The sequence below is a fragment of the Pseudomonas sp. MS19 genome (assembly GCF_013277615.1).
In the GTDB taxonomy this organism is placed as follows: Bacteria; Pseudomonadota; Gammaproteobacteria; order Pseudomonadales; family Pseudomonadaceae; genus Aquipseudomonas; species Aquipseudomonas marincola.
In genome coordinates this window covers 77429-101771 of record NZ_VBTO01000011.1, presented here as the reverse complement: position 1 = coordinate 101771, position 24343 = coordinate 77429, and the positions used below count along the sequence as shown (strand labels likewise).

Below are 24343 nucleotides of genomic sequence, written 5' to 3'. Positions count from 1 at the left end.
AACCATGGCAACTACCCAAGAGCGCCGCGTGCAACGCGTACGTCACGAATTACGCCGTCGCGATGTCCAGGTCACGCGTATCAATCCGATTGGTTCAGGCTTTGTCAGCCTGACATTTGCCGGCGAGGCTCTGCAGGATTTCACCTCGCTGGGCTTTGATGATCACATCAAATTCATGTTCGCCGACGCCGATGGCGAAACCGTGCGCCGCGACTATACACCGCGCCACTTCGACCCCGTATCCAATGAACTCACCGTCGAATTTGCCCTGCATGGCGATGGCCAGGTGTCGGAGTGGGCGCGCAATGCCAAAGTCGGCGAAAACGCCATTATCGGTGGCCCGCGCGGCTCGATGATTGTGCCGATGGATTACGCCTGGCATTTGTTCATCAGCGATGAAACCGGCCTACCTGCCGTCAGCCGTCGCCTCGAAGAGCTGCCGGCAAACAGCCACGCCATCGTTATCGCCCAGGTTGCCGATGCAGCGGATCAACGCAAATTTGCCGCACAGGCCAATGTGCAGGTGCAGTGGGTGCAAAACGCCGATGAGCTGATCGATGCGGTGGTCGCTTTGCAATTACCCGAAGGCGATGGTTTCGCCTGGGGCGCGGGTGAAGCCTCGAGCATGGCCAAGGTGCGCAAGATTCTGGCCGACGACAAAGGTCACTCCAAGCAAGCCATGCGCGTGGCCGCTTACTGGCGTCACGGGGCGAGCGACTTCCATGAAGAGCTCAGCCAACCCGAGTAAATCCTGAACGTGGCTGATTACCTGTCAGCCACGCAACCCGTAACACTCGGCAAGCACCTGTAGCTTGATGACTTCTAAAACGGCCTGACAAACCGCTATGATCAAGCCATGAATTCGTCCAACACCACCCGCCAACCCTGCCCGCCCGGCGCTTGCAATTGCGAGCGCGAGCAGCTTGTGGAAATCCCGGGCGGCGATACACGGATATTGCTGCTCACCCGCAGCGAAGAGAAACGCCTGCTTGAACGACTCGAGTCAGTCAGTAGCCTGGAAGACCTGGAACACATGCAACGACGCATGTACCAGCAACTTGGCATCCGGGTGTCCATCGCGCCGGGTTTTAACGAGGTGCGCAGCATGCGCGGTATCGTCATCGACATCGCCGAGCAAATCGGCCTGTGCCGTAAAACCCGCCAGGCCATCCCCGCCGCTATTCGCCGCGCACTGGAACAGCGCCCGGAAATTGCCTACCGCTTGCTGGATTCCCACGACTTGCTGCGTGACGCGTAGCGCAGGGCGCCCACCTGAAACTGCATCTTCTATAACCACCAGTGACAGTCATGTGCCGCTTGATTGCGCGCCAAACACAGCCGGGGTGCGACAACGCGTCCGGCTGATATGCTTTTTTTACAAAAAACTGAGCCTGTTATAAAACACCTCGCAACCTGATCATGCGCTCGCCTGATAAAACCAGACGAGGCTCATGACGTGAGCGAGCGCATCCCCGCAACACTTATCGAACCCGCAACTTCCTCCAGCCCATTGCGCCAGACGCCGGCCATGGCGGGAGGCGCAATTCACACCCGCAGTTTCACCGGGCTCTATCGCTCGCTGCGCCTTTACGGGGCCGGGGCCTTGTTCGTGCTGTACTTCGGCACGGCCTGGCTCAACTGGAACGGTCGCCAAGCCGTGCTTTGGGACCTGAGCAAAAGCCAATTCCATATTTTCGGTGCCACCTTCTGGCCGCAAGACTTCGTGCTGCTCTCGGCCATCCTGATCATCGCGGCGTTCGGCCTGTTCTTCATCACCGTATTCGCCGGGCGCGTGTGGTGCGGCTACACCTGCCCGCAAAGCGTCTGGACCTGGGTGTTCATGCGCATCGAGCACTTCACCGAAGGCGAGCGCCATCAGCGGATCAAACTCGATAACGCGCCCTGGTCAATTAATAAACTGCTGCGCCGCACCAGCAAACATGGCTTATGGCTTGGCGTCAGCCTGCTGACCGCGCTGGCATTCGTCGGCTATTTCACCCCGATACGCGCGCTCAGTCACGACCTTATCAGCTTCAACCTGAGCACCAGCGAAAGCGTCTGGCTGTTTCTGTTCACCGCCGCCACCTACTTGAATGCCGGCTGGCTGCGGGAAAAGGTCTGCCGCGACATGTGCCCCTATTCGCGGTTTCAGAGCGTGATGTTCGACAGCGACACCTTGCTCGTGACCTACGATGCCAGGCGCGGCGAAAACCGTGGCGCGCGCAAAAAAGAAATCAATCCAAAAGCCGCAGGGCTCGGCGACTGCATTGACTGCACCGTGTGCGTGCAGGTGTGCCCGACCGGCATCGACATCCGCGATGGCCTGCAACTCGACTGCATCAGTTGCGGCGCGTGCATTGATGCCTGCGACAGCGTGATGGATAAAATGGGCTATGCCCGCGGCCTGATCCGCTACACCTCCGAGCGTGCATTGGCCGGTGGCCAGACTCGCTTCTTGCGCCCTCGCCTCGTGGCCTATGCCGCCACCTTGCTGGTCATGTTCGGCGCATTTGCCTGGGGCCTTGAGCAGCGTGATCTGATTGCGCTGGACGTGCACAAGGATCGCGGTTTGTTCCGCGAGAACAGTCAGGGCCAGATCGAGAACATTTATGTACTCAAGGTCATCAACAAAACCCAGCAAGCCCGCGACTATGCAATTGCCTTGGTCGACTCGCCGGACTTCGCGCTCAACGGCCAACAACAAGTAAGCCTTGAGCCGGGTGAAATTCTCGATGTCCCCGTTAGCGTGGTTATGCTGGCCGACAGGCCTGAACGCAGCTCAGTGCCGATCTACTTTGCGGTCAGCGACAGCGACGATATTGCCAGCCACGTGCGTGCCAAGAGCGCATTTGTTGCGCCTCTGAACCGGTAAGTGTTCGCATGTTCAGGCGCGGTCAGTAAAGTGTCGTTACCGACTGCGCCGAACTTACAGGACCGCATGAAACGCTACGAGAAATTTGCCGACGAAATTGCCGAGCTGATCAGAACCGGCGTACTCGCCGCAGGTGAAAAAGTGCCCTCGGTGCGTCACGCCAGTCGCACTTACGGCATCAGCGCCTCCACGGTTTTTCAAGCGTATTACTTGCTGGAAAGCCGGGGCCTGATTATCGCCCGTGCCCGCTCCGGCTATTTTGTCCGCGAACTCGCCCAACAACCCCTCGCAGAACCAGACATCAGCGCGACCGCTGCCACCAGCACCGAGGTCGATGTCAGCGAGTTGGTTTTCTCGGTGCTGGGCTCTCTAAAAAATCCTGACACCGTGCCTTTTGGCTCGGCGTTTCCCTGCCCGAGTCTATTCCCGCTGCCGCGACTCGCCCGCTCAATGGCGCAAAGCCTGCGCGACATGGCGCCAAATGAAGTCATCGCCGACATGACCGAAGGCAACCCCAACCTGCTCCGGCAGATCGCCCTGCGATACGGCGGCAGCGGCGTCGCACTGCAACGCGAACAGTTGGTGATTACCACCGGCGCACTCGAAGCGCTGAACCTGTGCCTGCAATGCGTCACCCAGCCAGGCGATCTGGTGGCCATCGAAAGCCCGGCGTTTTACGCCACCCTGCAAGTGCTCGAACGGCTCAAACTCAAGGCGGTTGAAATTCCCGTGCATCCGCGTGAAGGCATCGACATCGACATCCTCAGCCAGCGCCTGGATGAATTGCCGATCAAAGCCTGCTGGTTCATGAGCAGCCTGCAAAACCCGCTGGGCGCGAGCATGAACGAGGCCAAAAAGGCCGCCGTCTACACCTTGATTCAGCGCCATCAAGTGCCGCTGATTGAAGACGATGTTTACGCCGAACTGTACTTTGGCGCCAATCCGCCCAAGCCCCTCAAAAGCTATGACCGCGACGGGCTGGTCATGCATTGCGGCTCGTACTCAAAATGCCTGGCTCCCGGTTATCGGGTCGGCTGGGTAGCGGGTGGGCGTTTTGCTGAGCAGATTCGCCGACTCAAGCTGATGACCACTATCTCTCCTTCGGTGCCTGCACAGGCGGCAATTGCCGACTACCTGCAACACGGCGGTTTTGATCGTCATCTGCGCAAACTTCGCCACGCCCTGGAAACCCAGCAAGCCTCGATGCTCGCCTCGGCTGCGCGGCACTTCCCCCCGGGCTGCCGGGTAACACGACCTACCGGCGGTTACTTTTTATGGTTCGAACTGCCCAAGCAAGTCGACTCCCTGCAACTGTTCCAGCAAGCGCTGAACGAAGGCATTAGCCTCGCGCCGGGGCCGATATTTTCTGCCAGCCGCGGCTTTGGCAACTTCATCCGCCTCAACTACGGCCACCCGTGGAGCCCGCAATGTGAGGCGGCCATGGCTACACTCGGCGGGCTGATTCGCAGGTTTTGAATAGCTACGGCGCATGACCGCAGAAACGTGTTGAGCAGATTGGAGCTAGACGACTGGTCTAATCGGGTTTAGGATGCACCACATGAAGACAGCCACAGACGACACTCGCCAGCACATTCTCGACACCGGTCACCGGGTCATGGCGGCTAAAGGTTTTTCCGGCGTGGGGCTCAATGAGCTGCTGCAGGAAGCGGGTGTGCCCAAGGGTTCGTTCTATCACTATTTCAAATCCAAAGAGCAATTCGGTCAGGCGCTGCTGGAGGACTACTTCAAGCGCTACCTCGAGGAGTTGAGCGGCCGCTTTGCTCTTACCGAACAGCCTGTGCCTGAACGCCTGATGGGCTACTGGCAGAGGTGGTTCGACAGTTACAGCGCTGGCACCGGCGAGCAGCGTTGCCTGGTGGTGAAGCTAAGCGCCGAGGTGGCTGATTTGTCCGAGCCGATGCGTCTGGCACTACGCGATGGCACCGCCCGCGTGGTGGCTTGCATCACCGAATGCATCGAGACGGGCAACGCGGATGGTTCGATGAATCAGGCCGATCCGCAGCAAACAGCTGCTGCTTTGTATTCGCTTTGGCTGGGCGCAAGCTTGCTGACCAAGATTCAGCGCACACCGGTATTTCTTGAGCATGCCATGCTCACCACACGCCAAATGTTAATGACCTGACCGCAGCTTTTGCTGCACCCGTTTTGCTACACCCATGAGCTAGACGACCAGTCTATTTCATTCAGTTATATCACTGCATAACCGGCTGGCCCGGTTTAATTGTCAAACTGAACATCGAGGCTTTATTGGGTTCAATACACCTTGAATGTCAGTTTTTATCACTCATTAGAGGACTGCCCGCATGAACCAGAACCAGACCGTTAACCGTCAAATCGTTCTCGCTTCACGTCCACACGGTGCGCCGAAACCCAGCGACTTCCGCCTTGAGCAGAACCCAATCCCTGAGCCGAAAGACGGCGAAGTTTTACTGCGCACGGTGTACATGTCGCTCGACCCGTACATGCGCGGTCGCATGAGTGATGCGCCCTCTTACGCCGCACCGGTTGAAGTAGACGCGACGATGTGTGGCGGCACCGTTTCCCGGGTTGCAACCTCGCGTCATCCAGATTTCAAGGAAGGTGACTGGGTGCTTTCGGCCAACGGCTGGCAGGATTACGCAATCTCCGACGGCACCGGCCTGAACAAGCTGGGCAGCAATCCAAGCAATCCTTCCTACGCCTTGGGTGTACTCGGCATGCCCGGCTTTACTGCCTACATGGGCCTGCTCGATATCGGCCAGCCAAAAGCTGGCGAGACGTTGGTCGTCGCCGCAGCCACTGGCCCGGTGGGCGCAACAGTCGGCCAGATCGGCAAGATCAAAGGTTGCCACGTGGTGGGTGTTGCCGGTGGCGCCAAGAAATGTCGGCATGCCGTTGAAGTACTTGGCTTCGATGCCTGCATCGACCATCACAGCGATGACTTCGCCGAACAGCTGAAAGCAGCCTGCCCGAAAGGCATCGACGTCTACTTTGAAAACGTCGGCGGCAAGGTGTTTGAAGCGGTGTTGCCGTTGCTCAACACCAGCGCGCGGATGCCGGTGTGCGGCCTGATTTCCCACTACAACCTGACCGCCCAGGCCAACGGCCCTGACCGTCTGCCCCAGCTGACCCGGGCTATTTTGACCAAGCGCCTGAAGGTTCAGGGCTTCATTATTTTTGATGACTACGCTCACCGTTACGACGAGTTCGCCAAAGACATGAGCACCTGGCTCAGCGAAGGCAAGGTCAAGTTCCTGGAAGACCGTGTCAGCGAACTGGAGAACGCCCCGCAAGCCTTTATCGGTCTGCTCGAAGGCAAGAACTTCGGCAAATTGGTGGTACAGGTCGGCGAGGAATAAATCCCGCATTGGCACGCGACACACCCACTCACGGCTGGACTGCCCTGCGCAGCCAGCCCTGCCTGATCAAGGATTATCATGAGCAATAAAACCATTTACGTCGAAGCCGGTGGCGGCTACGACAAAGTTGTTGAGCGCGACAGTGAAGTACGCGCCCCGCAAGCCGGTGAAATCAGCGTGCGCCTGCACGCCAACTCGCTCAATTACCACGACTTCGCCGTTGTCAGCGGCGTTTGGGGCCCGACCGAAGATCGCATTCCCATGGCCGATGGCGCGGGTGTTGTCACTGCGGTTGGCGCGGGCGTTGATGAGTTTAAAGTAGGCGACAACGTGGTCAGTACCTTCTTCCCCCAGTGGGTTGACGGCAGGCCGCATGTGCTTGGATTCACAACGGTGCCGGGCGATGGCATCGACGGCTATGCCCGCGAGCAGGTAACTGCCAGCGTCAATTCGTTCACCCTTGCGCCAAACGGCTGGAGCCACGCAGAAGCGGCCACACTGACCACCGCCGGCCTCACTGCATGGCGTTCGCTCATGGACGACGGCGCTTTGCAGCCGGGCGATACCGTGCTGATTCAGGGCACTGGTGGCGTTTCGATTTTCGCCCTGCAGTTCGCCAAGATGGCCGGCGCAACGGTTATCGCCACCTCCAGCAGCGATGAAAAGCTCAAGCGCCTCAGCGACCTTGGCGCCGACCATGTCATCAACTACCGCAAAGACCCGAAGTGGGGCGAAACCGCGCTTGCGCTTACGGGCGGCTATGGAGTTGATCACGTCATTGATGTCGGCGGCCCGGCAACTTTGGAGCAATCCATGGCAGCTGCCCGCGTTGGAGGGCAAATCTCGGTCATTGGCATTCTCGGCGGAGTCACCGGTGATCTGGCATTCGTCCCTGCGCTGATCAAGCAACTGCGCCTGCAAGGTGTTCTGGTCGGCAGCCGTGCCCAGCAGCAAGCCATGGTGCGGGCGATCAATGCCAACGGTATGCACCCGATTATCGACCGTCACTTTCCACTGAGTGAAATTGTCGAGGCGTTCCGCTATCAGGAATCCAATCAGCATTTCGGCAAGATCTGTCTGGATATCTAAAGGCGGCACACGCTTTACCCAAAGCCCGCGACTGCTGCAACAGTCGCGGGCTTTGCATATCTGCCCTTCGCTGGCAGCGTTTTCCCAATTTACCCACGCACTTTGATGGCGCACGTCAACGCGCAGCAATGCGTTTGACTGCGTGTAAACACGCGGTTGCGGGGCTTGAAGGAATGCACCATTTTGGACGTTCAAAGCCTTCTAATGGAGCGAAATATTCAATAAAATTATTATTTGAATTATTTAATTCATTGCCCTAGTCTCAGTTCCCAAGTCGCCCGCAAACGTTGCGGTGACCACCTAAAAAAAACAGTGAACGGGGAGCAAACATGAAAGCAAAAGTAATGTTGGGAATGTTCATGACAGCCGCAGTTGCGCTGCCTACCTGGGCTGCAGACTGGACTGTAGGTGCAAACGTCGGCAACGTACCGTGGGAATTTCAGGACAAGAAAGGCGACATCGTCGGCTTTGAAGTCGATGTGGTCAAAGAGGTTGCCAAGCGCGCGGGCAAGACTGTCGAGTTCATCAATATCCCATTCAACGGCCTGTTCAGCGCCGTGCAATCCAACCGCGTAGATATCGCCATTTCGTCGATCACCATCACGCCCAAGCGTCTTGAGTCGGTCGCCTTCGCACAACCGTACTACGACAGCGACCAGTCGCTGACCGCCCTTTCTACCTCCAAGGTGAAAAGCCTCGATGACATGAACGGCAAGGTAGTCGGCGTAGACACCGGCTCAACCGGCGATATGTGGGTAGGCACGCACAAAGGCGAATACAAGTTTGCCGACGTCTCGCGCTATGAAGGGTTGTCGCCGGCCATGCTCGACCTGGCATCGGGTCGCATCGACGGTTACATCAGCGACATTCCGGCGCTGCAGTACTACATCAAAGACAAGCCGCAATACAGCGTCGTCGCGCGCATCCCTACCGGCGAGCGTTACTCGCTGATGCACGCCAAGGGCTGGGCAATGGCGGACGAGGTCAACGACATCATCTCCAAGATGAAAGAAGACGGCACCATGGGCAAATTCCACCAACAGTGGTTTGGCGCCGAAGCGGACAAAGACTCAAGCACTGTGAAGGTTACTGCGGTGCTCAAGTAAGCCACGCACGTACCGGTTTGAAAGCGGCGGACGCAAGTTCGCCGCTCGCCTTGATCGAGGTTGCTAATGGATCTGTTACAAACATTTTTTAACTGGAACGTGCTCGTCGAGTCGCTTCCACTGATGATGCGCGGCTTGGGCGTGACCATTCTGCTCGGCGTGACCAGCATCATCCTCGGCCTGGCCGGCGGCTTGGTGCTAGCCCTGCTGCGGCTGTATTCGTATGCCCCGATTCGGGCGCTGGCACGGATCTACATCGACATCATGCGTTCGATTCCGCTGCTGGTGTTGCTGGTTCTGATTTACTACGCGCTGCCCTTCGTTGGCATTCGGTTGTCTTCATTCGCCGCTGCCACCGCTGCGCTGTCACTGGTTTCCTGCGCCTACAGCGCCGAAATTTTCCGCTCTGGCATTGAAGCCATTCCGCGTGGTCAGTTTGAAGCCTCGGCCTCGCAAGGCATGAGCTTTTTCAACACCATGCGCGATGTCATCCTGCCGCAGGCCATCCGCATCGTCATGCCGCCGATGACCAGCAACTGCATCAACGTGATGAAAGACACCGCACTGGCCTCGGTTGTGGCCATGCCTGATTTGCTCAAGCAAGCCACGCAAGCCCAGGCGCTTGCCGCCAACCCGACGCCGCTGGTAGGCGCGGCCATTTTGTACCTGCTGTTGCTGTTACCACTGGTGCAGTTGGTCAGCTGGGTTGAACGACGCAATGCAGCCGGAGGCAAGACCGCATGAGCACGCTGATCGAAATTAACAAACTCGACAAGTTCTACGGCAACTTCCAGGCCTTGAGCGATATCAACCTGCAAGTCGAGCAAGGCGAAGTGGTGGTGATTCTCGGGCCATCCGGCTCAGGTAAATCAACCTTGATCCGTTGCATCAATCTGCTTGAAGACTATCAAGGCGGCGACATTCTGGTTGCGGGCGAACGCGTCGAACACGGCCCGAATCTGGCCGATATTCGCAGCGAAGTCGGCATGGTATTTCAGGGTTTCAACCTGTATCCGCACTTGAGCGTACTCGATAACGTCGCCCTCGCCCCGATTCGGGTGCGCAAGCTCAGCAAGCGCGACGCACAGGCCCGCGCCAAAGAACTGCTGATTAAGGTCGGGATGGGTGATCACGCGCATAAATACCCCAGCCAGCTCTCTGGCGGCCAACAACAACGCGTAGCTATCGCCCGCACCATGGCGATGGAACCCCGCGCCATTCTGTTCGACGAGCCAACCTCTGCGCTCGACCCGGAAATGGTCGGCGAGGTGTTGGATGTCATGCAGAACCTTGCCCGTTCTGGCGTAACCATGGTCGTGGTTACCCACGAAATGGGCTTTGCCCGCCGCGTTGCGGACCGAGTGATATTTATGGAAAGCGGGAAAATCGTCGAACAAAACACCCCGGAACCTTTCTTTACTGCGCCACAGGAACCTCGCACCCAAGCGTTCCTGCAAGCCATTTTGCATCATTGATTTCTGCCAGGAGAACACCTTGAAAGCTCTTGATATTGACTACGTTCGCGCACAATTTCCGGGCCTTGCCAGCGGTTACGCCTACATGGATAACGCCGGCGGCTCGATGGTGCTCAAGCAAGTTGCCGAGCGTATAAGCGACTACCTGCTCAACAGCAGCGTGCAATTGGGTGCCTCGTATCAGCCTTCGGTGGATGCCGGCGCGCGCGTGATGCAGGCGCGGCATTCGGTGATGCAACTGATCAACGCCGCTCACCCTGAAGAAGTCATCATGGGCGGCTCGACCACCCACCTGCTGCAGATTCTCTGCCGCGCACTGGCGCCGTCGCTGGGCGCAGGCGATGAAATTGTCGTCACCAACTGCGACCACGAAGCCAACATCGGCCCGTGGATCAAACTGTGTGAAGCGACCGGCGCGACCTTGCGCGTGTGGGAAGTCAGCCTCGACACCTGCGAGCTGGAACTGGCCGACCTGAAAGCACTGCTCAACAGCAACACCCGTTATGTGGCCATGACCCACACCTCGAATATTCTCGGCTCGGTCAACCCAGTGGCCGAAGTTGCCAAGCTGGTTCACGCCGCCGGCGCCAAACTTTGCGTCGATGCGGTTGCCTACGCGCCGCACCGCCTGGTTGATGTGCAAGCCAGCGGCGCTGATTACTACGTTTACAGCTTCTACAAAACCTTCGGCCCGCACTTCGCCGTGCTCTGGGGCCGTCGTGAATTGCTGCTGGAACTTCCGAGCCTGAACCACTTCTTCATTGGTCAGGATGTTGTGCCGTACAAACTGCAACCTGGCAACGTCAACTATGAGCTGTCGTTCGGCTGCATCGGTATTACCGACTATCTGCTCGATGTCGCCGACAAGATCGGCGCAACCGGCAGCGAGCGCGAGCGTATGCAAGCCGCCTTTGATGCCTTTGAAGTGCAGGAAGATTTGCTCGCCAAACGTCTGCTGGGCTTTCTGCGCGAATGCCCGGGCGTGCGCATTATCGGCAAGCCCGACACGCAAGACCGTGTGCCCACCATCAGCTTCGTGGTTGAGGGCATGCAGTCCGAAGCCATCGTGCGTCAGGTCGATGCGCACAACATCGGCATCCGTTTTGGTGACTTTTATGCCCGCCGCCTGATCGAAGCGCTGGGCTTGAGCCAATACGGCGCCGTGGTGCGCGTATCGCTGGCACATTACAACACCCTCGATGAGGTTGACCGACTCATAATGGCGCTGGATCAAGCCATTGATTCGCTGCGCTAAGCGCACCTCTCAACCTGAACGAGCCTGACTTATGGCCTTACCGGAAAACCTGGCGCAGTTGCGTGACGCCATCACGGCTCAACAAGAGCAACTGACAGAACGCTTGCGCGATGCCGCGCGCTACCTGATCGACAACCCGCATGAGGTTGCATTGACCACAGTGGCCGAGCTGGGCAAGCGCTCGAATATTGCGCCATCGGCTTACATTCGCCTGGCTCAGGCGCTGGGTTTTGCCGGCTACAAGGATTTGCAGCGGCTGTTTCGTGCGCCGCTGCAACAGGCCGCAGACACCCATTACAGTGAGCGGATTCGTCACTACGGCGGCGAAAAACTGCTCGAAGACCCCAGCGATGTCGGCGGTATTCTGCGTGAATTCAGCCAGGCCAATATCGTCTCCCTCGAACACCTGGCCGAGGGTGGCGAACAGGCCAATATCGAAGCGGCGATTGCCCACTTGCAAACGGCTCGCACTACGTTTGTGATCGGCCTGCGCCGGGCGTTTCCGGTGGCGGCCTATCTCAGCTACGCGCTCAGCCGTGTCGGCCGGCGTTCCGTGCACATCAGTGGCGCTGGCGGCACATTGCCCGAACAAATCAGTGCGGTTGCCACCGACGACCTGCTGATTGCAGTGAGCTTTCCGCCCTACGCGCAGGACACCATTGAGGCGTGCCGACAGGCCACCGAGCGCGGGGTCAAGCTGGTGGTCATCAGTGACTCGGTGCTGAGCCCCATTGGCCAGATGGCCGATACCGTGATTGTCGTAAGTGACGCTGAACTGCTCGGCTTCCGCTCGCTGACAGCCTCGTTCTGCGTGGCGCAAACCTTAGCCATGGGTCTGGCATTTCGAGAGTGGCAAATCAACGGCTCGCTCAGCCATGAACGCCTCGAAGACATCGACTGCTAACAACTTAACCCTATTGATTGAGCCACTGGCTCCGGAGACTGCCCCGATGGTTTCACCTGCACGCGATTTGATTGGTTACGGCAGACAACGCCCAAAAGGCACCTGGCCCAATGGCGCCCGACTGGCCATCAGCCTGGTCATTAATTACGAAGAAGGCTCCGAGCGCTCACTTGCGATGGGCGATCCGGATCAGGAATCGATGACCGAATGGGGCAGCTATTCGATCCCCGACGGCACGCGCAATCTGGCTATGGAGTCGATGTACGAATACGGCTCGCGCGTAGGCATCTGGCGGATTCTCGACATTCTCGATGAGCAGTCAGTGCGCGCCACCTTCCACGCCTGCGCCGTCGCGTTCGAGCAAAACCCAGACGTCGCCCGCGCCGCAGTCGACGGAGGCCACGAGATTTGCAGCCACGGTTATCGCTGGGAAGAAGTGTTCCGCTTAACCGAAGAACAAGAGCGCGAGCACATGCGCCTGGCGATTGAATCGTTCGAGCGCACTTGCGGCAAGCGTCCGGTGGGCTGGTATTGCCGTTACGGCGCCAGCGTTCACACGCGCAAACTGGTCGCCGAGGAAGGCGGTTTCCTCTACGACTCAGACGCCTACAATGATGACGTACCGTACTTTGTCGACGTCGAAGGCAAGCAGCATCTGGTGGTGCCCTACACCGCCGACGTTAACGACTTCCGCTACTGGAACTCACCGGGTTTGTCGCAAGCCTCGGATTTTCTTGAGTACATGAAGGAAAGCTTCGACGTGCTCTATGAAGAGTCCGCCGATGGCCCGCGCATGATGTCGATCGGTTTGCACCCGCGCATGGTCGGGCGCCCTGGTCGGGTACGCGCGATCAAGCAATTCATCGAGTACGCCCTGCAGAACAGCGGCGTCTGGTTTGCCACGCGTGAGGAAATTGCCCGCGCCTGGCTTGAGCGCAGCGAACCCCGCTAAAAGCGCTCGGATGCCCGCCCCAGCAGGAGATCCTGCTGGGAGTCGGCCATCTCGCGCAGATAGGTCCAGGTGGCTTTCATCCGCGCAATATCCTTCAGCTCAATCGGCATGAGCATCCAGAACGTGCGCGTGAATTCGATGCTATCGCTGAGAATCGGCTGCAATCGCGGATCGGCCTCCGCCGCAAACGCCGGCAAAATCGCAATCCCCGCCCCCGCCGCAGCCGCCTGTTGCTGCGCCAGAATACTGGTGCTGCGCAGTGACACCTGCAACGGCTTGCCGATTTCATCCAGATAGAACAATTCTTTGCTGTAGAGCAGGTCGTCGATATAGCTGACAAACCGATGGCTGCGCAGGGTTTCGCGGCTGGTAATCGGCGCATGCGCCTGCAAATAACTCGGCGAGGCGTACAGACGCAACACGTAATCGGTCAGCCGGGTAATGATGAACGGCCCGCGCTCCGGGCGATCCAGAGTAATCACGATATCGGCTTCGCGCCGCGACAAGTGCATGGTTCTCGGCACCGCAAGCAGATCAATCCCCAGGTGCGGATAACGCTGGGTAAATTCGGCGAGCTGCGGCGCCAGCATGACCGAACCGTAGCCCTCGGTGACGCCAATGCGCACATGGCCGGAGAGCATTTCGGTTTGCTCTTCGCGCTCGCGCTCAATCGCCGAGCACGCGCTTTCCATCGCCTCCGCTTGTGGCAACAGGCTGCGCCCTGCTTCTGTGAGGCTGTAACCACTGGTTTCGCGGGTAAAAAGCTGGGCACCGAGGCTTTTCTCCAGCGCCTGGATACGCCGCGAAACAGTGGTGTGATCGACCTCCAAACGCCGCGCTGCCGCCGTTAACTTGCGCGTTCTGGAGAGTTCAAGGAAGTAACGCAGGTTGTCCCAATCCATGCCGACTACGCCTAACTGTGCAAAAACGCAGAATAGCAGTGCAGATATGCCAATTGATACGGGTAAAAACGCGCTGCTAGGATCAACTCAAGACCTCTCACTGCACCGCTGGCTGTTGAGGTAGCACCTGCTTTGAGAACAATTACCTCTGCGCTGTTTTCTACAGGAGTCATAACAACAATGAATACGACTACTCAAGTGCCTACCGTCCAGCTGCTCATCGACGGCAAACTGGTCGAGTCCAAGACCAGCCAGTGGCGCGACATCGTCAACCCTGCCACTCAGGAAGTCCTGGCCCGCGTACCGTTTGCCACGCCAGACGAGATGAATGCGGCAGTTGCCAGCGCCAAGGAAGCCTTCAAGACCTGGCGCAAGACCCCGATTGGCGCGCGGGCGCGAATCTTCCTCAAGTACCAGCAACTGATCCGCGAAAACATGCAGGAACTGGCGGCCATTCTTACCGCCGAACAAGGCAAGACCCTGCCGGATGCCGAAGGCGATGTATTCCGCGGCCTCGAAGTGGTCGAGCACGCCTCGGCCATCGGTAACCTGCAACTCGGCGAATTGGCGAATAACGTCGCCAACGGCGTCGACACCTACACCCTGAACCAGCCGCTTGGCGTGTGCGCCGGCATCACGCCGTTCAACTTCCCGGCCATGATTCCGCTGTGGATGTTCCCGATGGCCATCGCCACCGGCAATACCTTCGTCCTCAAGCCTTCCGAGCAAGACCCAATGGTGACCATGCGTCTGGCCGAACTGGCCATGGAAGCGGGCGTGCCAGCCGGTGTGCTTAACGTGGTGCACGGCGGCGCGGACGTGGTGAACATGATTTGCGATCACCCCGATATCAAAGCGGTGTCGTTCGTCGGCTCAACCAAAGTCGGCACCCATGTGTACAACCGCGCCACGCAAAACGGCAAGCGCGCGCAGTGCATGATGGGCGCGAAGAACCACGCGATCATCATGCCGGACGCGAATAAAGAACAAACCCTGAACAACCTGCTCGGTGCAGCATTCGGCGCCGCAGGCCAGCGTTGCATGGCCTTGAGCGTGGTGATTCTGGTCGGTGAGGCGCAGAAGTGGGTGCCGGAACTGATCGAAAAGACCAAGACACTGAAGGTCAATGCGGGCGCCGAAGCCGGCACCGATGTTGGCCCTGTGGTGTCGTGCGCGGCGCTGGACCGTATCAGCAGCCTGATCGCCACCGGCGAGCAAGAAGGCGCAACGCTGGCGCTTGACGGTCGCAATCCGCAGGTTGCCGGTTACGCCAACGGCAACTTTGTCGGCCCGACCATCTTCACCAACGTCAGCCCCGAGATGAGCATCTACCGCGAAGAAATTTTCGGCCCCGTGCTGTGCATCATCAACGCGGCGACCATGGATGAAGCCATCGACATCATCAACGCTAATCCGAATGGCAACGGTACCGCTATCTTCACCCGTTCGGGCGCATCTGCACGACGCTTCCAGGAAGACATTGATGTAGGTCAGGTCGGCATCAACGTGCCGATTCCAGTGCCTGTACCGCTGTTCTCGTTCTCCGGTTCACGCGCCTCCAAACTCGGCGATCTGGGGCCTTACGGCAAACAAGTGGTGCAGTTCTACACACAAACCAAAACCGTTACGCAGCGCTGGTTTGATGAGGATGAAACAGGCTCGACGGTGAACACCACCATCACCCTCAAGTAATCTGCTGGGCGGCTGTGTGAATACAGCCGCCCTTTTGCCATCTGCTGAACAGGAGTTATCGCGTGCAATTCGAAACCATCCTGCTGGACATCCAGGGCCGAGTTGGCCTGATCACTCTTAACCGGCCACAAGCGCTCAACGCCTTGAACAGTGAGCTGGTACGCGAAGTCAATCTCGCACTCGATCAGCTTGAGCAAGACCCGAATATTGGCTGCATGGTCATTACCGGTTCGGCCAAAGCCTTCGCTGCTGGCGCCGACATCAAGGAAATGGCTGAACTCAGCTACCCGCAGACTTATCTGGACGATTTGTTTGGCCCGGCCGACCGCATCGCGGCGCGGCGTAAACCGCTGATCGCGGCAGTTGGCGGATACGCTTTGGGCGGTGGCTGCGAACTGGCGCTGATGTGCGACCTGATTTACGCCGCCGACAACGCCCGCTTCGGTCAGCCGGAAATCAATCTCGGCGTGCTGCCGGGCATTGGTGGCAGCCAGCGCTTAACCCGCGCCGTGGGCAAAGCCAAAGCCATGGACATGTGCCTGACCGGGCGCATGATGAACGCCGAAGAAGCCGAGCGTGCCGGTCTGGTCGCGCGGATTTTCCCAGCCGATACGCTGCTTGAAGAAACCTTGAAGCTGGCGCAGGGCATTGCTGAAAAATCGCTGCCAAGCGTGCTGCTGACCAAGGAATGTATCAATCGCGTTTTCGAGACCAGCCTCAGTGAAGGCGTGCGTTTCGAGCGCCGGGTGTTTCAGGGCATCTTCGCCAGCGCCGATCAGAAAGAAGGCATGAACGCCTTTGTCGCCAAGCGAGCGCCCGAATTCAAACACCGCTGAACAGTTAAAACGCTGCTGGCAGCGTTCCGATAACAACAATATCAAGAGGTAACGATCATGAAAATCGGCTTTCTGGGTCTGGGAAACATGGGTGGGCCAATGGCCCTCAACCTGCTGAAAGCGGGCCACCAACTGAGTGTATTCGACCTCGTTGCAGCCTCGGTCGAGCACCTTGTCGAAGCGGGCGCTAGCGCTGTCGGCTCGCCAGCCGAGATGGCCAAGGGCGACTGCGAAGTGATCATCACCATGCTCCCGGCCTCGCAACACGTGAAGGCTGTGTACCTTGGCGAAGACGGCCTGCTGGCCCATGTCAAAGCCGGCGTGTTGCTGATCGACTCCTCAACCATCGACCCGATCAGCGCCCGTGAAGTGGCGGGCGCTGCGGTCAAGCACGGTAATCCGATGCTCGATGCGCCGGTATCCGGCGGCACAGGCGGCGCAGCAGCAGGCACCCTGACCTTTATGGTCGGCGGCGAGCAGGCCGACTTTGATCGCGCGCAACCGATTCTCGCGGCCATGGGCAAGAACATCGTTTATTGCGGCGGCGCCGGTAACGGCCAAGTGGCCAAGGTCGCCAACAACATGCTGCTGGGGATTTCGATGATCGGCGCCGCCGAAGCGATGAATCTGGGCGTGTCGCTGGGCATGGACGCGAAAGTCCTCGCCGGGATTATCAACACCTCCAGTGGCCGTTGCTGGAGCACCGACACTTACAACCCATTCCCCGGCGTCATCGAAACGGCGCCGGCTTCACGCGGTTATACCGGCGGTTTCGGCACAGACTTGATGCTCAAGGATCTGGGCCTTGCCACCGAGGCGGCGAAGCAAGCCCGCCAACCGGTGATGCTTGGCGCAGCAGCCCAGCAGATTTATCAAACCTTCAGCCAGCAAGGTAATGGCGGCCTGGACTTCTCTGCCATCATCAAGCTGTACAGCAAGCAAGAGGGTTGAATATGAATGATGCACAGGCACCGGTTTTGGCCGAAGTACGCAACCGCATTGGCCATCTGACACTCAACCGTCCGGACGGCCTGAACGTACTGACGCTGCCGATGGTGCGCCTGTTGGCCGAACGCTTCGAGGCCTGGAAAAACGACCCGAATGTGCTCGCGGTAGTGATCCGCGCAAACGGTGAAAAAGCCTTCTGCGCCGGGGGCGATGTACGGGCCATCTACAACAGCGTCAAGGCCGGTGAAACCGAGCACGAAGTATTCTTCGCAGAAGAGTATGTACTCGATCAGGTGATTCACGCGTATCCGAAACCCGTGGTCGCCCTGATGGACGGATTGGTACTCGGTGGCGGCATGGGCCTGGTTCAGGGCGCCACGTTGCGGGTGATCACCGAGCGCACAAAAATGGGCATGCCGGAAACCGCAATCGGCTATTTCCCGGATGTCGGCGGCAGCTATTTCCTGTCGCGTCTGCCGGGTGAACTGGGCACTTATCTGGGCGTTACCGGCCTGCAAGTCCGCGCTCAGGATGCGCTATATGCCCGGCTCGCCGACTATTGCCTGCCCGCCAGCATGCTGGAGGAGTTCGACCGCTGCCTCGACAACATGCAGTGGTCCAATCATCCCCGCGAAGCCCTGCGCAGCCTGATCGCCACACTCGCGGTAAATAAGCTGCCAGCGCCCGAGTTGCAGGGTCTGCAGGCGGTTATTGATCAGGTCTTTGCCTTGCCCGATCTGCCGTCTATGCGCACTGCGCTGCGCAATGAGTCGCGCGAACCCTACACAGCCTGGGCACAGGCCACGCTTGAGATTTTCGAGCAGCGCTCGCCAATGGCCATGAGCGTGACTTTGGAAATGCTGCGTCGTGGTCGCCAACTGAAAATTGCCGAGTGCTTTGCCATGGAACTGCATTTGGGTGATCAGTGGTTCGACAAGGGCGACATCATGGAAGGCGTTCGCGCGTTGATTATCGACAAGGACAGACAACCACGCTGGAACCCCGCCACACTCGATGAAATTGACCCGAACTGGGTCGATGGCTTTTTCAGCCCCCAGGCAACCCACAAGAACGCCGCACGCACTGCCAAGGCATAGCTCGCGCAGCGCTTCAGGTTTATTCGCAGCACAGTAGAACAAGAGAGAAATGTGATGCACGACCTCGAACTCACAGAAGACCAGCGGATGATCCGCGACATGGCCCGTGACTTTGCCCGCCGCGAAATCGCGCCCCATGCACAAGCCTGGGAAAAAGCCGGCTGGATCGACGACGCACTGGTCACGCAAATGGGCGAGCTTGGCTTGCTCGGCATGGTGGTGCCCGAAGAATGGGGCGGCAGTTACATCGACTTCGTTGCCTACGCGCTGGCGGTTGAGGAAATCTCAGCTGGCGATGGCGCTGTGGGCGCGCTGATGAGCATCCACAACTCGGTGGGCTGCGGGCCGCTGCTTAAATACGGCAGCACCGAGCAGCAACAAACCTGGCTGGCTGATCTGGCCAGCGGTAAAGCCATTGGCTGCTTCTGCCTGACCGAACCCCAGGCCGGTTCCGAGGCGCACAACCTGCGCACCCGCGCCGAACTGCAAGGCGAAGCATGGGTGCTTAACGGCGCCAAGCAATTCGTCAGCAACGGCAAGCGTGCGCAACTGGCAATCGTGTTTGCGGTAACGGATGCAGAGCTGGGCAAGAAAGGCTTATCGGCATTTCTGGTGCCGACGGATACGCCCGGATTCTGCGTTGAGCGTACAGAACACAAAATGGGCATCAAGGCCTCGGACACCTGCGCGGTGACGCTGACTGATTGCCGTATCCCGGCCGCCAACTTGCTCGGCGAACGCGGCAAAGGCCTGGCCATTGCCTTGTCGAATCTGGAAGGTGGACGCATCGGTATCGCGGCCCAGGCATTGGGTATCGCCCGCGCCGCATTCGAAGCCGCCCTGCTCTATGCGCGTGAACGCACCCAGTTCGGTAAACCGATTAGCGAGCATCAAAGCATCAGTAACATGCTCGCCGACATGCATCTGCAACTCAACGCCGCACGGCTGCTTATCCTGCATGCAGCGCGTCTCAAGACCGCAGGCTTGCCGTGTTTATCCGAAGCCTCGCAAGCCAAGTTGTTTGCCTCGGAGATGGCCGAAAAGGTTTGCTCCAGCGCCGTACAGATACATGGTGGCTACGGTTATCTGGAAGATTATCCGGTAGAGAAATATTACCGCGACGCCCGCATCACGCAGATATACGAAGGCACCAGCGAAGTGCAGCGCCTGTTGATCGCAAGAGAATTGGCGAATTACGGCATTTAAAACCGCAGAGTCGAAGAAAGGATTGCGGCCCAATCGCCGCAATCCACACAACCCACAAACCCCACGTATATCCGGAGGATGGATGGCGAAGCAAAGCGCCGCGATCCGTCAGGCCATACACGCCACCCCACCAATCACGGATCAAACCGTCAGGCCGTCATGTCGGAAGCCGCGTTGCGGATTCCAACCTCCGCAACCAAACCGAAACGCCGCAAAACCACCCAACCCACAAACCCCACGTATATGCGGAGGATGGATGGCGAAGCGAAGCGCCGCGATCCGTCAGGCCATTCACGCCACCCCACCAATCACAGATCAAACCGTCAGGCCGTCATGTCGGAAGCCGCGTTGCGGATTCCAACCTCCGCAAACACAAAGCCAAAACCCGCAAAACCACCCAACCCACGCAACCCGCACAAAACCGGAGGATGGATGGCGAAGCGCCGCGATCCGTCAGGCCATACACGCCCCCCAACAATCACGGATCAAACCGTCAGACCGCCATGTCGGAAGCCGCGTTGCGGATTCCAACCTCCGCAACCACAAAACCAAAACCACCCAACCCACGCAACCCACACAAAACCGGAGGATGGATGGCGAAGCAAAGAGCCGCGATCCGTCAGACCATTCACCCAACCGCACAAATCACGGATCAAACCGTCTGACCGTCATGTCGGAAGCCGCGTTGCGGATTCCAACCACCGGTTAAAACGTCACCGCTGAGGCATCAAACCCACTGATCATTACGCTTGCGGCGCACGCGCAACATCGTCGGCAAGATCAAACCGGCCAACAATCCACCGCCGGCGATGCTGCCGCCGTAGATCATGTACTGCATGAGCACTTGTTTGTTTTCGCCGCCGAGTTGCGCCTGCAACTCACGCACTTGCGACTGCGCCTGAGTCAATTCGCTGTCCAGCGATGAACGCGCGGCTTGCAGCTCATCAATCAGTTTCTTGCGTGAGTCCATCGTCTCTTGCATGCCTTTGACGCGGGTTTTCCAGGTCTCGTTGATCCCGTCCAGCTCTGTGCTCAACTCGGTGACCTTCTGCTCCAACATCGGCAGGCGCTCGGCCTGGCCCGGTACGTCTTGCAGGTCGCGGCTCGGAATCCACACGGTGCTGCCACTCTGCCCGCGGACCTGGCTGTAATCACCTTTGGTGTTGAGCAGTTCGACGCGTTCACCCGAGGTGAGTGTTCCGACAATCCTGTAGCCATCCGTGGGGCCGCTGCGAACGTAGGTACTGAGGCTGTCACTGACCCAGCGTGCATTGTCATTGCTCTCCTCGGCTTGTGCCTGGGTACCGCCCATCAGCAAGCCGCCTAGCAAGCAGGCGCCGAGTACAGGTTTCTGGAAGGAGGAGACGCAAGCGGAGAAATGACGAGATAGGGACATGGGTAAATATCTTCACGTAGCTTAAAAATGAAGCCCGAAAAACGAGCGTGATAACAATCGGCCCGGCCATTTGTTTTAGGCATTGAGCGTTGTGAAGAACGGCGATCGCGCAGCCACCAAATGGCGACTGGCCATCCCCCTTCCGCGAGGCCGACTACAGACTGACAACCGTAAATTGGATTGAGTTCACTGCGGATTCAGTGCATGTGATGGGTGGCGCAAAACAGCGGATTTGCAGGTTTACGCTGAACGTACTTCAAAGCGCTCGACTCAGGGCGCCGCGATGCGCGCCAGCACCGTGGGTGGCTGGGTGAGTGGCAAAGCCAGAATCAGCCCCTCGCCAGACGCCGGATAGATGCCGCTAAGGGCTGTGATGTTGACCTGATGGGAAATCAGCACCAGCCGCTGGCTGCGCTCAAGAGCGTTGATCTGGGCAATAAGCGCCTGGGTTTGACGGTTTGCGTTGTCTCGCTCGGTAAAAAACGAATCGAGCGCTTGCAGCGTCTCGACCTTACCCGCCTGCATGCCTTTACCGGTATCAATCGCGCGGCACCAACTGCTGGAAAGAATACGCAGCGGCGCTATGCCCTGCTGCTGCAACAACCTGCCCCAGTGCGCGGCTTGCTCACGGCCAAGCGGGCTCAAGTTTCGCTGAGTGGAGCAATCGCCAGGGCTAAAGTTGGCCGGATCGCCAAGCCCCGGCGCATCTGTATGGCGCAGCAACAGCAGCGCAGACCCGCTACGCAGTTGTTGCCATGCCGCTTCAACAGTGGTTTGAGCAAAACTTGCGGGGGCGCACACGCAGCACAAAACAAGCGCCGCGAATCGCCCCCAGACGCTAGACCTTAACATTCCCCCGAGGCCCCATCAGCGCCCAGATAATCAAACCGACTACCGGAAGGAACAGGACGAGTAACGCCCACAAGATTTTCTTGCCAGTGTCCGTGTTGCTTTTAACGATGTTGATAATCGCCCAGATATCCAGCGCGAGGATTATCAGCCCGATGATTTCCGATCCCATTTGAATACTCCTGGCTCTTGGTTTGAATTTAGAGAATAGACGGCTACGACCAAACACACGTCGCAGTTGACTGACAACTCTTCAGAAGCGGCCTGTTCGCACCTTCCGGACAACTTTGGTGGCGGATGTGGCATCAATCTGGAGCGCTGCAAAAAAATATTTTCTTTTGCCTGCATCCAATTGCCGCTCTGGCGGGTAGTACCAGTAGCAGCCACTAATTTGCTGCTCCTTTTGCCACTCTGGAGTGACTCGCATGAACGTTAAAAAGAATCTCGGCCTTGCCAGTATCACCCTCATCGCCAGCAGCCTGTTGGTTGGTACTTCGACCGCCTATGCACAAATGGACCTGCCAGAAACCATTAAGGTCCCCGCCGGCAATAAAATTGCGCTGGAAACAGTAGGCGTCGGCGAAATTACCTATGAGTGCCGCGACAAGGCCAGTGCCGCAGGCGAAACCGAGTGGGTATTTGTCGGGCCAAAAGCGGCGTTGAATGATCGCAGCGGCAAACAGGTTGGCGACTATTTCGGCCCACCAGCCACATGGCAGGCCAAAGACGGCTCGAAAATCACCGGCACACAAATGGCTGTCGCGCCTGCGGGCGATGGCAACATTCCCTACCAGCTGGTCAAAGCCAATCCTGCCGAGGGCAAGGGCGCAATGAGTGGCGTCAGCTATATCCAGCGCGTTGCTATCAAGGGCGGCGTAGCGCCGAGCAAGCCGTGCACCACCGCCAACAAGGGCAGCCAGGAAATCGTCAAGTATCAGGCCGACTACATTTTCTGGACCGCCAGCTAAGCTGGTAGACATGAGCAGGTTACGCACGGTGCAAACTCGGCTAATCTGCTCAGACACCTCCCCGGCCGAACAGGCTGGGGTATCCAAAGACTGCCGGCGCCCGAAACTATTGTCCGTACCTGAGCCTTCCTTCGACTACGAAGCGTGTTTAGCTGATTGCGCCCGAGGCGAGCAGCAAGCGCTGCACAACCTATACGATCAGGAAAGTGCCCGCCTACTCGGCGTGGCTCTGCGCATCGTGCGCGACACTGCTCTGGCTGAAGACATCGTGCATGATGCGTTCATCAAAATCTGGGCGCGTGCGGCCAGCTATGATGCATCGAGAGGCTCCGCCCGTGGCTGGATATTCAGCGTGACCCGCCATCTGGCGCTTAATTTCATGCGCGATAACGCCCGCAATGCCTCGGCCAGCGAGCTTGACGAAAACGCTCTGCCCGACGACTCGGCAACGGTTATCGCCGATTCCTTTGAATACCGTGAACACAGCGGACGAATCTACAACTGCCTCGACCTGCTCGAACCGGCGCGCCGCAACTGCATTCTGCATGCCTACGTTGACGGCTATTCGCATGCGCAAATCGCCGCGAAACTGGGCGCCCCGTTAGGCACCGTCAAAGCCTGGATCAAGCGCAGCCTTTCGGCCCTGCGGGAGTGCATGGGATGAGCCCGCAAGCAATCGACGAACTGGCCAGTGAATACGTGCTCGGCACGCTCAGCGCCGAACAACGCGACGAGGTACGCCAGCGCCTGGCCAGCGAGCCTGAGTTGCGCGCGGCCGTGGACGCGTGGGAACAGCGTTTGCTCGACCTCACCGCGCAAGCTGAAAGCCAACAACCTTCGCCGCTGTTGTGGCGGCGGATCGAACGCAGCGTTAACAGTGCCCGCAGGCAAACCCCTGCGCAGTCAAACACTCAATCGTGGTGGAACATGCTGCCACTCTGGCGCGGCCTCGCCGGTGCCGGCATCGCTGCCAGCGTGGTTCTGGCCAGCGTGCTGATGCTGCGCGGCGCGGCGGTGAGTGAGCCGAGTTATCTGGTGGTGCTGGTTGCCCCGCAAGACAAAGCGCCGGGCTGGGTGGTTCAAGCCAGTAACCGCGAGGAAATTCAGCTGATTCCGTTAGGGGTGGCAGAAATCCCGCAAGACAAAGCCCTGCAGTTCTGGACCAAAGGGGATGACTGGCAAGCGCCGGTTTCGCTGGGTCTGGTGACGCCGGGGCAAAGCTTGTCGATCTCGCTGGACAAGCTACCGCCCTTGGCGCCCAACCAATTGTTCGAGCTAACGCTGGAGAGCCCGACCGGTTCACCAACAGGCAAACCGACTGGCCCGATCCAGTTTATTGGCCGCGCCGTTAAGGTGATTTAGTTCTCCCTCGAGCCCAGTATTTAATATCAATAAAAATGCACTTATAAGCCAATATCATTCATTGGATGATTCTAT

25 protein-coding genes are annotated in these 24343 nt (G+C 58.5%); 21 read left to right on the top strand and 4 right to left on the bottom strand.

The window, feature by feature from the left end:
- The first annotated feature begins 4 nt into the window (after positions 1-4).
- From FEZ62_RS12435 to FEZ62_RS12375, 13 genes are all read left to right on the top strand, one after another.
- Positions 5-748 carry a siderophore-interacting protein gene (locus tag FEZ62_RS12435; RefSeq protein ID WP_172927851.1) on the top strand — a complete coding sequence of 248 codons (744 nt, stop codon included), beginning with the start codon at positions 5-7 and terminating at the stop codon, positions 746-748.
- A gap of 108 nt (positions 749-856) precedes the next feature.
- Positions 857-1258, top strand: a complete 402-nt coding sequence (locus FEZ62_RS12430) for a hypothetical protein (RefSeq protein WP_172927848.1) — start codon at positions 857-859, stop codon at positions 1256-1258.
- A 198-nt stretch (positions 1259-1456) separates the two neighbouring features.
- Entirely contained in the window at positions 1457-2872 is a 1416-nt protein-coding gene (gene ccoG, locus FEZ62_RS12425) for a cytochrome c oxidase accessory protein CcoG (RefSeq protein WP_172927845.1), read from the top strand.
- Positions 2873-2938: 66 nt separating this feature from the next.
- Positions 2939-4348, top strand: a complete 1410-nt coding sequence (gene mapR, locus FEZ62_RS12420) for a GntR family transcriptional regulator MpaR (protein ID WP_172927880.1) — start codon at positions 2939-2941, stop codon at positions 4346-4348.
- A gap of 82 nt (positions 4349-4430) precedes the next feature.
- The gene (locus tag FEZ62_RS12415; protein ID WP_150548616.1) at positions 4431-5015 is read left to right on the top strand and encodes a TetR/AcrR family transcriptional regulator; all 585 of its coding nucleotides are present in this window, start codon (positions 4431-4433) and stop codon (positions 5013-5015) included.
- A 181-nt stretch (positions 5016-5196) separates the two neighbouring features.
- Entirely contained in the window at positions 5197-6231 is a 1035-nt protein-coding gene (locus FEZ62_RS12410; RefSeq protein WP_172927842.1) for an NADP-dependent oxidoreductase, read from the top strand.
- A 78-nt stretch (positions 6232-6309) separates the two neighbouring features.
- Positions 6310-7320, top strand: a complete 1011-nt coding sequence (locus FEZ62_RS12405; RefSeq protein WP_172927840.1) for an NAD(P)-dependent alcohol dehydrogenase — start codon at positions 6310-6312, stop codon at positions 7318-7320.
- 329 nt (positions 7321-7649) lie between these two features.
- A complete protein-coding gene (locus tag FEZ62_RS12400; RefSeq protein WP_069900994.1) occupies positions 7650-8426 on the top strand; it encodes a transporter substrate-binding domain-containing protein in 777 nt (258 codons plus the stop codon).
- 66 nt (positions 8427-8492) lie between these two features.
- Positions 8493-9170, top strand: a complete 678-nt coding sequence (locus FEZ62_RS12395; protein ID WP_069900996.1) for an amino acid ABC transporter permease — start codon at positions 8493-8495, stop codon at positions 9168-9170.
- Positions 9167-9901: an amino acid ABC transporter ATP-binding protein gene (locus FEZ62_RS12390; RefSeq protein ID WP_274600630.1), complete on the top strand. Its 735-nt coding sequence runs from the start codon at positions 9167-9169 to the stop codon at positions 9899-9901. Before FEZ62_RS12395 ends, FEZ62_RS12390 begins: the two co-directional genes overlap by 4 nt.
- 19 nt (positions 9902-9920) lie before the next feature.
- The gene (locus FEZ62_RS12385; RefSeq protein WP_172927835.1) at positions 9921-11156 is read left to right on the top strand and encodes a cysteine desulfurase-like protein; all 1236 of its coding nucleotides are present in this window, start codon (positions 9921-9923) and stop codon (positions 11154-11156) included.
- A gap of 31 nt (positions 11157-11187) precedes the next feature.
- The gene (locus tag FEZ62_RS12380; protein ID WP_172927834.1) at positions 11188-12060 is read left to right on the top strand and encodes a MurR/RpiR family transcriptional regulator; all 873 of its coding nucleotides are present in this window, start codon (positions 11188-11190) and stop codon (positions 12058-12060) included.
- A gap of 46 nt (positions 12061-12106) precedes the next feature.
- Positions 12107-13012: an allantoinase PuuE gene (locus tag FEZ62_RS12375; protein ID WP_172927833.1), complete on the top strand. Its 906-nt coding sequence runs from the start codon at positions 12107-12109 to the stop codon at positions 13010-13012.
- On the opposite strand, the gene FEZ62_RS12370 is transcribed toward FEZ62_RS12375, so the two are convergent.
- The gene (locus tag FEZ62_RS12370; RefSeq protein ID WP_172927832.1) at positions 13009-13914 is read right to left on the bottom strand and encodes a LysR family transcriptional regulator; all 906 of its coding nucleotides are present in this window, start codon (positions 13912-13914) and stop codon (positions 13009-13011) included. The genes FEZ62_RS12375 and FEZ62_RS12370 overlap by 4 nt on opposite strands.
- A 180-nt stretch (positions 13915-14094) precedes the next feature.
- Between FEZ62_RS12370 and FEZ62_RS12365 the strand changes: the two genes are divergently transcribed.
- From FEZ62_RS12365 to FEZ62_RS12345, 5 genes are all read left to right on the top strand, one after another.
- Complete coding sequence (locus FEZ62_RS12365) at positions 14095-15606, top strand: CoA-acylating methylmalonate-semialdehyde dehydrogenase (protein ID WP_172927831.1); 1512 nt, start codon at positions 14095-14097, stop codon at positions 15604-15606.
- Positions 15607-15668: 62 nt separating this feature from the next.
- The gene (locus tag FEZ62_RS12360; RefSeq protein WP_090512785.1) at positions 15669-16442 is read left to right on the top strand and encodes an enoyl-CoA hydratase; all 774 of its coding nucleotides are present in this window, start codon (positions 15669-15671) and stop codon (positions 16440-16442) included.
- A 57-nt stretch (positions 16443-16499) separates the two neighbouring features.
- Positions 16500-17393 (top strand): 3-hydroxyisobutyrate dehydrogenase, encoded by an 894-nt coding sequence (mmsB, locus tag FEZ62_RS12355; RefSeq protein WP_172927830.1) that lies wholly within the window; start codon positions 16500-16502, stop codon positions 17391-17393.
- 2 nt (positions 17394-17395) lie between these two features.
- Entirely contained in the window at positions 17396-18487 is a 1092-nt protein-coding gene (locus tag FEZ62_RS12350) for an enoyl-CoA hydratase/isomerase family protein (RefSeq protein ID WP_172927829.1), read from the top strand.
- A gap of 54 nt (positions 18488-18541) precedes the next feature.
- Positions 18542-19693, top strand: a complete 1152-nt coding sequence (locus FEZ62_RS12345; RefSeq protein WP_172927828.1) for an acyl-CoA dehydrogenase family protein — start codon at positions 18542-18544, stop codon at positions 19691-19693.
- A 727-nt stretch (positions 19694-20420) separates the two neighbouring features.
- Here the strand turns inward: FEZ62_RS12345 and FEZ62_RS12340 are convergent.
- From FEZ62_RS12340 to FEZ62_RS12330, 3 genes are all read right to left on the bottom strand, one after another.
- A complete protein-coding gene (locus FEZ62_RS12340) occupies positions 20421-21089 on the bottom strand; it encodes a TIGR04211 family SH3 domain-containing protein (RefSeq protein WP_172927827.1) in 669 nt (222 codons plus the stop codon).
- Positions 21090-21359: 270 nt separating this feature from the next.
- A complete protein-coding gene (locus FEZ62_RS12335) occupies positions 21360-21890 on the bottom strand; it encodes a histidine phosphatase family protein (protein WP_172927826.1) in 531 nt (176 codons plus the stop codon).
- 37 nt (positions 21891-21927) lie between these two features.
- Positions 21928-22110, bottom strand: a complete 183-nt coding sequence (locus FEZ62_RS12330; protein WP_069901022.1) for a PLD nuclease N-terminal domain-containing protein — start codon at positions 22108-22110, stop codon at positions 21928-21930.
- Positions 22111-22363: 253 nt separating this feature from the next.
- On the opposite strand from FEZ62_RS12330, the gene FEZ62_RS12325 reads away from it, so the two are divergent.
- The 3 genes from FEZ62_RS12325 (at position 22364) to FEZ62_RS12315 (ending at position 24268) form a co-directional block, all read left to right on the top strand.
- On the top strand, positions 22364-22906 hold the full coding sequence (locus FEZ62_RS12325) for a DUF3455 domain-containing protein (RefSeq protein WP_172927825.1): 543 nt from the start codon (positions 22364-22366) through the stop codon (positions 22904-22906).
- A 109-nt stretch (positions 22907-23015) separates the two neighbouring features.
- Positions 23016-23570 (top strand): sigma-70 family RNA polymerase sigma factor, encoded by a 555-nt coding sequence (locus FEZ62_RS12320; RefSeq protein ID WP_242454950.1) that lies wholly within the window; start codon positions 23016-23018, stop codon positions 23568-23570.
- Positions 23567-24268: an anti-sigma factor gene (locus tag FEZ62_RS12315; protein WP_172927823.1), complete on the top strand. Its 702-nt coding sequence runs from the start codon at positions 23567-23569 to the stop codon at positions 24266-24268. Before FEZ62_RS12320 ends, FEZ62_RS12315 begins: the two co-directional genes overlap by 4 nt.
- The last annotated feature ends 75 nt before the right edge of the window (positions 24269-24343 follow it).

Excerpts from the sequence above, each read along its gene's own strand:
- FEZ62_RS12435 (WP_172927851.1), top strand. The coding sequence starts at position 5 with ATGGCAACTACCCAAGAGCGCCGCGTGCAACGCGTACGTCACGAATTA.
- FEZ62_RS12430 (WP_172927848.1), top strand. The coding sequence starts at position 857 with ATGAATTCGTCCAACACCACCCGCCAACCCTGCCCGCCCGGCGCTTGC.
- mapR (WP_172927880.1), top strand. The coding sequence starts at position 2,939 with ATGAAACGCTACGAGAAATTTGCCGACGAAATTGCCGAGCTGATCAGA.
- FEZ62_RS12415 (WP_150548616.1), top strand. The coding sequence starts at position 4,431 with ATGAAGACAGCCACAGACGACACTCGCCAGCACATTCTCGACACCGGT.
- FEZ62_RS12410 (WP_172927842.1), top strand. The coding sequence starts at position 5,197 with ATGAACCAGAACCAGACCGTTAACCGTCAAATCGTTCTCGCTTCACGT.
- FEZ62_RS12405 (WP_172927840.1), top strand. The coding sequence starts at position 6,310 with ATGAGCAATAAAACCATTTACGTCGAAGCCGGTGGCGGCTACGACAAA.
- FEZ62_RS12400 (WP_069900994.1), top strand. The coding sequence starts at position 7,650 with ATGAAAGCAAAAGTAATGTTGGGAATGTTCATGACAGCCGCAGTTGCG.
- FEZ62_RS12395 (WP_069900996.1), top strand. The coding sequence starts at position 8,493 with ATGGATCTGTTACAAACATTTTTTAACTGGAACGTGCTCGTCGAGTCG.
- FEZ62_RS12390 (WP_274600630.1), top strand. The coding sequence starts at position 9,167 with ATGAGCACGCTGATCGAAATTAACAAACTCGACAAGTTCTACGGCAAC.
- FEZ62_RS12380 (WP_172927834.1), top strand. The coding sequence starts at position 11,188 with ATGGCCTTACCGGAAAACCTGGCGCAGTTGCGTGACGCCATCACGGCT.
- FEZ62_RS12375 (WP_172927833.1), top strand. The coding sequence starts at position 12,107 with ATGGTTTCACCTGCACGCGATTTGATTGGTTACGGCAGACAACGCCCA.
- FEZ62_RS12370 (WP_172927832.1), bottom strand. The coding sequence starts at position 13,914 with ATGGATTGGGACAACCTGCGTTACTTCCTTGAACTCTCCAGAACGCGC.
- FEZ62_RS12365 (WP_172927831.1), top strand. The coding sequence starts at position 14,095 with ATGAATACGACTACTCAAGTGCCTACCGTCCAGCTGCTCATCGACGGC.
- mmsB (WP_172927830.1), top strand. The coding sequence starts at position 16,500 with ATGAAAATCGGCTTTCTGGGTCTGGGAAACATGGGTGGGCCAATGGCC.
- FEZ62_RS12350 (WP_172927829.1), top strand. The coding sequence starts at position 17,396 with ATGAATGATGCACAGGCACCGGTTTTGGCCGAAGTACGCAACCGCATT.
- FEZ62_RS12345 (WP_172927828.1), top strand. The coding sequence starts at position 18,542 with ATGCACGACCTCGAACTCACAGAAGACCAGCGGATGATCCGCGACATG.
- FEZ62_RS12340 (WP_172927827.1), bottom strand. The coding sequence starts at position 21,089 with ATGTCCCTATCTCGTCATTTCTCCGCTTGCGTCTCCTCCTTCCAGAAA.
- FEZ62_RS12330 (WP_069901022.1), bottom strand. The coding sequence starts at position 22,110 with ATGGGATCGGAAATCATCGGGCTGATAATCCTCGCGCTGGATATCTGG.
- FEZ62_RS12325 (WP_172927825.1), top strand. The coding sequence starts at position 22,364 with ATGAACGTTAAAAAGAATCTCGGCCTTGCCAGTATCACCCTCATCGCC.
- FEZ62_RS12315 (WP_172927823.1), top strand. The coding sequence starts at position 23,567 with ATGAGCCCGCAAGCAATCGACGAACTGGCCAGTGAATACGTGCTCGGC.